The organism is Cyanobacteria bacterium GSL.Bin1 (assembly GCA_009909085.1).
Lineage (GTDB): Bacteria > Cyanobacteriota > Cyanobacteriia > Cyanobacteriales > Rubidibacteraceae > Halothece.
Window position 1 is genome coordinate 1 of record JAAANX010000119.1, and the last position, 5565, is coordinate 5565.

The 5565-nt window shown below is 47.4% G+C and carries 3 protein-coding genes and 1 pseudogene; 2 read left to right on the forward strand and 2 right to left on the reverse strand.

From position 1 onward, the window contains the following. The first annotated feature begins 86 nt into the window (after positions 1 to 86). Entirely contained in the window at positions 87 to 251 is a 165-nt protein-coding gene (locus GVY04_15660; GenBank protein ID NBD17514.1) for a mechanosensitive ion channel, read from the forward strand. Here the strand turns inward: GVY04_15660 and GVY04_15665 are convergent. Continuing rightward, on the reverse strand, positions 235 to 1854 hold the full coding sequence (locus GVY04_15665) for an alpha/beta fold hydrolase (protein ID NBD17515.1): 1620 nt from the start codon (positions 1852 to 1854) through the stop codon (positions 235 to 237). The two genes, GVY04_15660 and GVY04_15665, sit on opposite strands and share 17 nt — an antisense overlap. Before the next feature lie 641 nt (positions 1855 to 2495). Between GVY04_15665 and GVY04_15670 the strand changes: the two genes are divergently transcribed. Further along, positions 2496 to 4127 carry an alpha-D-glucose phosphate-specific phosphoglucomutase gene (locus GVY04_15670; protein NBD17516.1) on the forward strand — a complete coding sequence of 544 codons (1632 nt, stop codon included), beginning with the start codon at positions 2496 to 2498 and terminating at the stop codon, positions 4125 to 4127. Between the two features lie 51 nt (positions 4128 to 4178). Here GVY04_15670 and GVY04_15675 read toward each other — a convergent pair. Continuing rightward, positions 4179 to 5449 (reverse strand): annotated as a pseudogene (locus GVY04_15675) (transposase). Positions 5450 to 5565: the final 116 nt, after the last annotated feature.

A 5565-nucleotide genomic window follows, 5' to 3' on the forward strand; every position in this document is an offset into this window, starting at 1 on the left:
GGTACAGTGGAGGAAGCATATTTTTGATGGGGTTGCTCACTCAAGCAACCTTTTTTTCGGAACAGGGGTCGGCTTAAAAGCATACCATACCTGCCTCACATGTTCCTTGTCATCCCTTAAGGATCAAAGATATGATTAATGGACTTTTTATCCTATTGGAAGACCAATATGGCGTCGGCGATGTGATTACGGCGAATGGCGAAATGGGATTAGTGGAAAGAATGAACTTGCGTATCACTCATCCTCACTGATTGCTTCCGCATAAGCAGAACTTAAATAAGGCTTGAATTCAGTTTGCTGCTGGAGGTGGGTCTCAAAGAAAGCTAAGCTCAGGGCTTTGATATAGTAACGCCCTAAATCAGGTCGGGGACTCCTGAGCAGGGCAGGCATTTGCGCGTTGATTACATCGGAACTCATGGAGGAGTGAGTTCCCGGAACCATGAGCGCCAAGTATTTGTTTTCACTTCCCAGCCAGATAAAGGGATGGATTTGTTCCTCGATCGCGGGGGCGAGCCGATCGTTGCTCCCGGAAATCATCATTGCCCGAATCTCGATTTGCTCCATACTTTCAGGACCAAGCGCGGTGCTAGTAATGGGGTTGACGGCAATGACCGCTTGGATGCGGGGATCGCGTAAAGTTACGTTTCTCGTCGGCAGATAGTCAGCTCGACATTGCAGGATCACAGAAGGATTCAGCGTCAGATTCATAGCTGCGCACGTATCGAGTCGCAGATCGTTGAGCGGGGCGCCGGCGACGGCAAGGGCGGTATAGCCACCGAAGGAATGACCCATGATCCCCACTTGTTCTAGATTGAGGCGTTGCCAAAATGGGTCTTGGGCTGCCAGTGCTTCTAACTCATCAAGGAGGTAACGAATATCGAGGGGGCGATTAATGAATTCAATCGGGCTAACCGCGTTGCTTAATTCCCCTCTTAGGGCAGCTTGTTGGTAATTCTTATCGCTACCGATGTGATCGGGAACTGCCACGGCGTAGCCGCGGGAGGCCAGATGGCGGGCAAAAGGCTCAAAGTGCTTAGGATCAGACCCAAAGCCGTGAGACATGATGACAAGAGGTAAGGGGCGTTTCTCTGTTGCAGGAAGGTAGAAATCAATATTGAAGTCGTAAGAATCAACCAATCCCAAAGGGGTTTGTCGCACTTGACGGATTTGCAAGGAAAGCACTTGTTTTTCCACAGCGTAATCCCCTGGTTCTCGCGGGTCGATCGCTGCACCTAAGTTAAGCGAGGCGGTCGCCGCATCAGTTTCCGCTGCTTCGGCAATGGCTTGTACCGCAGCGTCGCGATAGGCGAACAAGGCATTTAACTCGCGGGCAAACCTCGTAATTGCACCTGCTTCTATGCGGATTTCGCGGGTGGGAAATTGACGCAAGACATTGGTTAGAGTCAATCCCTCAGGGGTGTCTGCCGCCCCCACAATGGCCGCCCGAATGGATATCCACCCGTTCCGTTCCGGGCTCGCTCGAACCACCCGCCCCAATCGCTTGAGGGTTGCTTCTCCCATCGGGGTGTGGAAGAGACGATAAAGGGAAACATGACTGGCACTGGCGCGCCATTGCAATGCCGAGCGAAACTGCGCGATCGCGTCCTCGTCGAGTCGCCGCAGATAAAAATCCAGTTCTTGACTTACTTCCCCCTCTTGAGCAAATTTCTCTAATGACTCAATGTCAAGACTCACTTCCAAGAGAGACAAAGAAACAATAATTCTTTCGGCTCCGCAAGCGGACTCTGGCACGAGGGTTTCAGCGCAAACGGCGAAACCGAACACTACAAAAAAATGGCGAACCCAAACTGGGAATCCCTTTCTTCTTCCTCTTTTTTTAGATTGAGGTTGCATCAATATTTTTGTTAAATTATGAGTCATTGTTTTGCACTATTAATCAACACTAAAGTCTTCTTCTCTTAAGCATTAAATGCTCTACTTTTTTCAGCAAGACTTTAATTTTCCCAGTTTTATGAGCCCCAAAATATTTCCGGAACACCTTATTTCCCTTGCTAAACCAGTTATATCATAATATTAATCTACTGGCGGATTCATGAGGCTCTATCTATTTTAAATAGACCTTCTTTGCACTTTTTTTACACTTTTTTTTTCTTCTTAGATAGGGTTAAAGCTTCAACAAAGAGACTGATTAACCGTTAGATAGAGTAAAAATCCAACATGAAACAGTGGCTACTGTTCCTATCCCTGTTTTGTCATTCTCCAGGGAGAATAATCAATTCAATTTTCCGAAGGCTTCTTGAAAGCGCGATATGGTTCCCGCCACTGTCCGAAGGGCATTGCACTTTCTTTTTCTGAGGAAAAATTAAGTTCAGAGGTGAAATCGGCAAAAATATCAGGCTCAAATTTTGAATCCTTTCTCGGGTAACCCCTTGCCCCCTTGCGTATCGATAACTAGGCAGGGGTGTCGGCTAAGTGCTAACTGAATTCGGTAAATCACGATAAGCTAATTGATGATTGTTATGGGCTGAAATTTTATGAATATTCGTACCGTTGCCACACAACCGTTCGACGATCAAAAACCGGGAACGTCTGGACTCCGCAAGCGGGTTTCTACTTTCCAAAAACCACATTACTTAGAAAACTTCATTCAATCAATCTTTAATAGCCTCGACAACTACCAAGGGCAACGACTCATTTTAGGTGGAGATGGTCGCTACTATAACCGCACTGCTATTCAAACCATTCTCAAAATGGCTGCTGCCAACGGCGTGGGGCGTGTTTTAGTGGGGCAAGGGGGAATTCTCTCCACACCGGCTGCATCTTGCCTGATCCGTAAATATCAAGCCTTTGGCGGCATTATTTTATCGGCCAGTCATAACCCTGGCGGTCCTGAAGGTGACTTTGGTGTTAAATTTAATACGCCCAATGGTGGACCAGCCCCTGCTGATGTTACAGAAGCAATTTTTGCTAAAAGTAAACAAATTAGCGAGTACAAAGTACTTGAAGCCGATGAGATTAATCTCGATCAGAAAGGGGAATACCAACTGGGCGAGATGATCGTAGAAGTGGTCGATGCCGTTGCCGATTATGCTGATTTGATGGCATCAATCTTTGACTTTGGCGCGATTCGGAATTTACTCAGTGGTGGGTTTCGGATGGTTATGGACTCGCTTCATGCGGTAACGGGTCCCTACGCCAAAGAAATTTTAGAAAATCGCTTGCAAGCGCCAGCAGGAACAGTGCGGAATGGAGAACCTTTAGAAGATTTTGGGGGCGGACACCCAGACCCAAATTTGGTTTATGCCCGCGAGTTAGTAGATATTATGTATGGGAATAATGCGCCACAGTTTGGGGCTGCTTCCGATGGTGACGGCGATCGCAACATGATTTTAGGGGATCACTTTTTTGTCACCCCTAGTGATAGTTTGGCAATTTTGGCAGCCAATGCAACCTTAGTTCCCGGCTATGCCCAAGGAATTACGGGTGTGGCGCGATCAATGCCCACCTCCCAAGCCGCCGATCGCGTTGCGAAACAACTGGGAATTGCTTGTTATGAAACGCCCACCGGCTGGAAGTTTTTTGGCAATCTCCTTGATGCCGGCAAAGTGACCCTCTGTGGTGAAGAAAGCTTTGGTACCGGTTCTAACCATGTACGGGAAAAAGACGGATTGTGGGCAATTTTATTCTGGTTGAATATTATTGCTAAGCGTGAACAAAGTGTAGAAGAAATTGTCAAAGAACACTGGCAAACTTACGGACGCACCTATTATTCCCGCCATGACTACGAAGAGGTCGATAAAGATCCGGCAAATACCTTAATGGATCAGCTGCGATCGCGCTTACCTCAACTCCCCGGACAAAAATTCAATGGCTATGAGATTGATCTCGCTGACGATTTTAGCTACACTGACCCGATCGATGGCAGTGTTGCCCAAAAACAAGGCATTCGTCTGGTCTTTAAGGATGGCTCACGGATTGTCTTTCGTCTCTCGGGAACGGGAACTCACGGTGCCACTTTGCGGGTTTACTTAGAACGCTATGAATCCAATCAAGCACAGCAAAATCAAGATACCCAAGCTGCCCTTGCTGACTTGATTAACATCGCAGATGAAATTGCTCAAATTAAAACTCTAACCGGGCGCGATCAACCTTCTGTCATCACTTAATTCCTTAACCACCCTATTTCATTGAGAGGGAGAGGATTGACACTCCCCCGGCTAAAGCGCGGGGGATTCTTGGTTCATCGAGGCTGCTTGCTCTAACAGAACGGATTCTACCAGAGTAGAGGCTGCTTCTCCCCAAGCGTGAGTTCCGACGTGCCCCGTCGTACTTAATGCTTTCTTGAGAATGTTGATGGCTGCGTTCTCATCGCGGCAAAGATTGGCTCCACACTGGCACGTATGCGTCCGAGTGGACAAACCTTTTTTCACGATCCGCCCACAATTGGAACACTCTTGCGAGGTGTATTGCGGGGGGACGGCAACTGTTACTTTGCCAAACTTGTGAGCAAAATACTCCAGCCAAACGCGAAATTGGTACCAAGCGACATCACTAATCGACTTCGCCAAATTGTGGTTTTTCACTAGATTTCTCACCGGCAAGCGCGGAATGCGCCGTCGCTTTCCAGCCCGAATTCGATTCGGGCTGGAAAGCGACGGTCTTCATAGGCGATCAGGTCGTTAGACTGACATACGCAACGCGCCACTCTCTTGGCGTGTTCAAGACGCTGCCTACTTATGCTCAGGTGTTTTCTAGCCAACCGCTTTCTGGCTTTTTTGCGATTAGACGAACCTTTCTCCTTACGGGAAACTTGTCGCTGGAACCGCTTAAGCTCTTGTTCTCCTTTTCGGAGGAAACGGGGGTTTTCTACTTTCTCCCCGTTACTATCCGTAAAAAAATGGGCTAACCCCAGATCAAGTTCCACTACACGCTTAGTCGGCTCCATCTCTTCTTTCACTTCGATATTGATGCAGAACTGGCAGTAGTACCCATCTGCTCTACGAACGATCCGGACGCGTTTAATTTGATCGGGTGAGTAGAAATAGATGTCTCTACTCCCGACCAATTTCACACGACCGATTCCATTCTTATCGGTGAAAGTAATGTGCTTTTTCGTGTTGGGGTTTAACTTCCAACCCGTATCTTTATATTCAACTGAGCGGTTGTCTTTTTGATATTTGGGATAGCCCTTTTTCCCTTTTATTTGATTGCGACAATTTTTGTAGAATCGATTAATAGCTGCCCACGTCCTCACCTTCGCTCCGGTTTCTGCTGCTGCCTGTCTCGCTTGTGAGTTGAGCTTAGCCGCCCAACTGAACTGGTGAGATAGCAGACGACAGAGTTTATTTAGATCGTACTTACTAGCGCCAGGAGTATCTTCCCAATAGCGAAGGCATTTGTTCCGTACAAATTGCATGGTGCGGATCGCCTCATCTATGGCAGACAACTGTTTCTGCTTGGCTCTAATTTTGTACTCTAAAACAAACATTTATGCTCTAGTGGGTGACTAAACTTATCTTAGCACGTTAAAAGTTTGTTCGTCTTCGACTCATCCTCACGCTTTGCTCCGGGCCTTAGATCCAACGGCTAAAGCACGTTGGTTTT

What these genes read in the sequence shown, in the direction of transcription:
- GVY04_15665 (NBD17515.1), bottom strand. Translation starts at nt 1,854, where the DNA reads ATGCAACCTCAATCTAAAAAAAGAGGAAGAAGAAAGGGATTCCCAGTT.
- GVY04_15670 (NBD17516.1), top strand. Translation starts at nt 2,496, where the DNA reads ATGAATATTCGTACCGTTGCCACACAACCGTTCGACGATCAAAAACCG.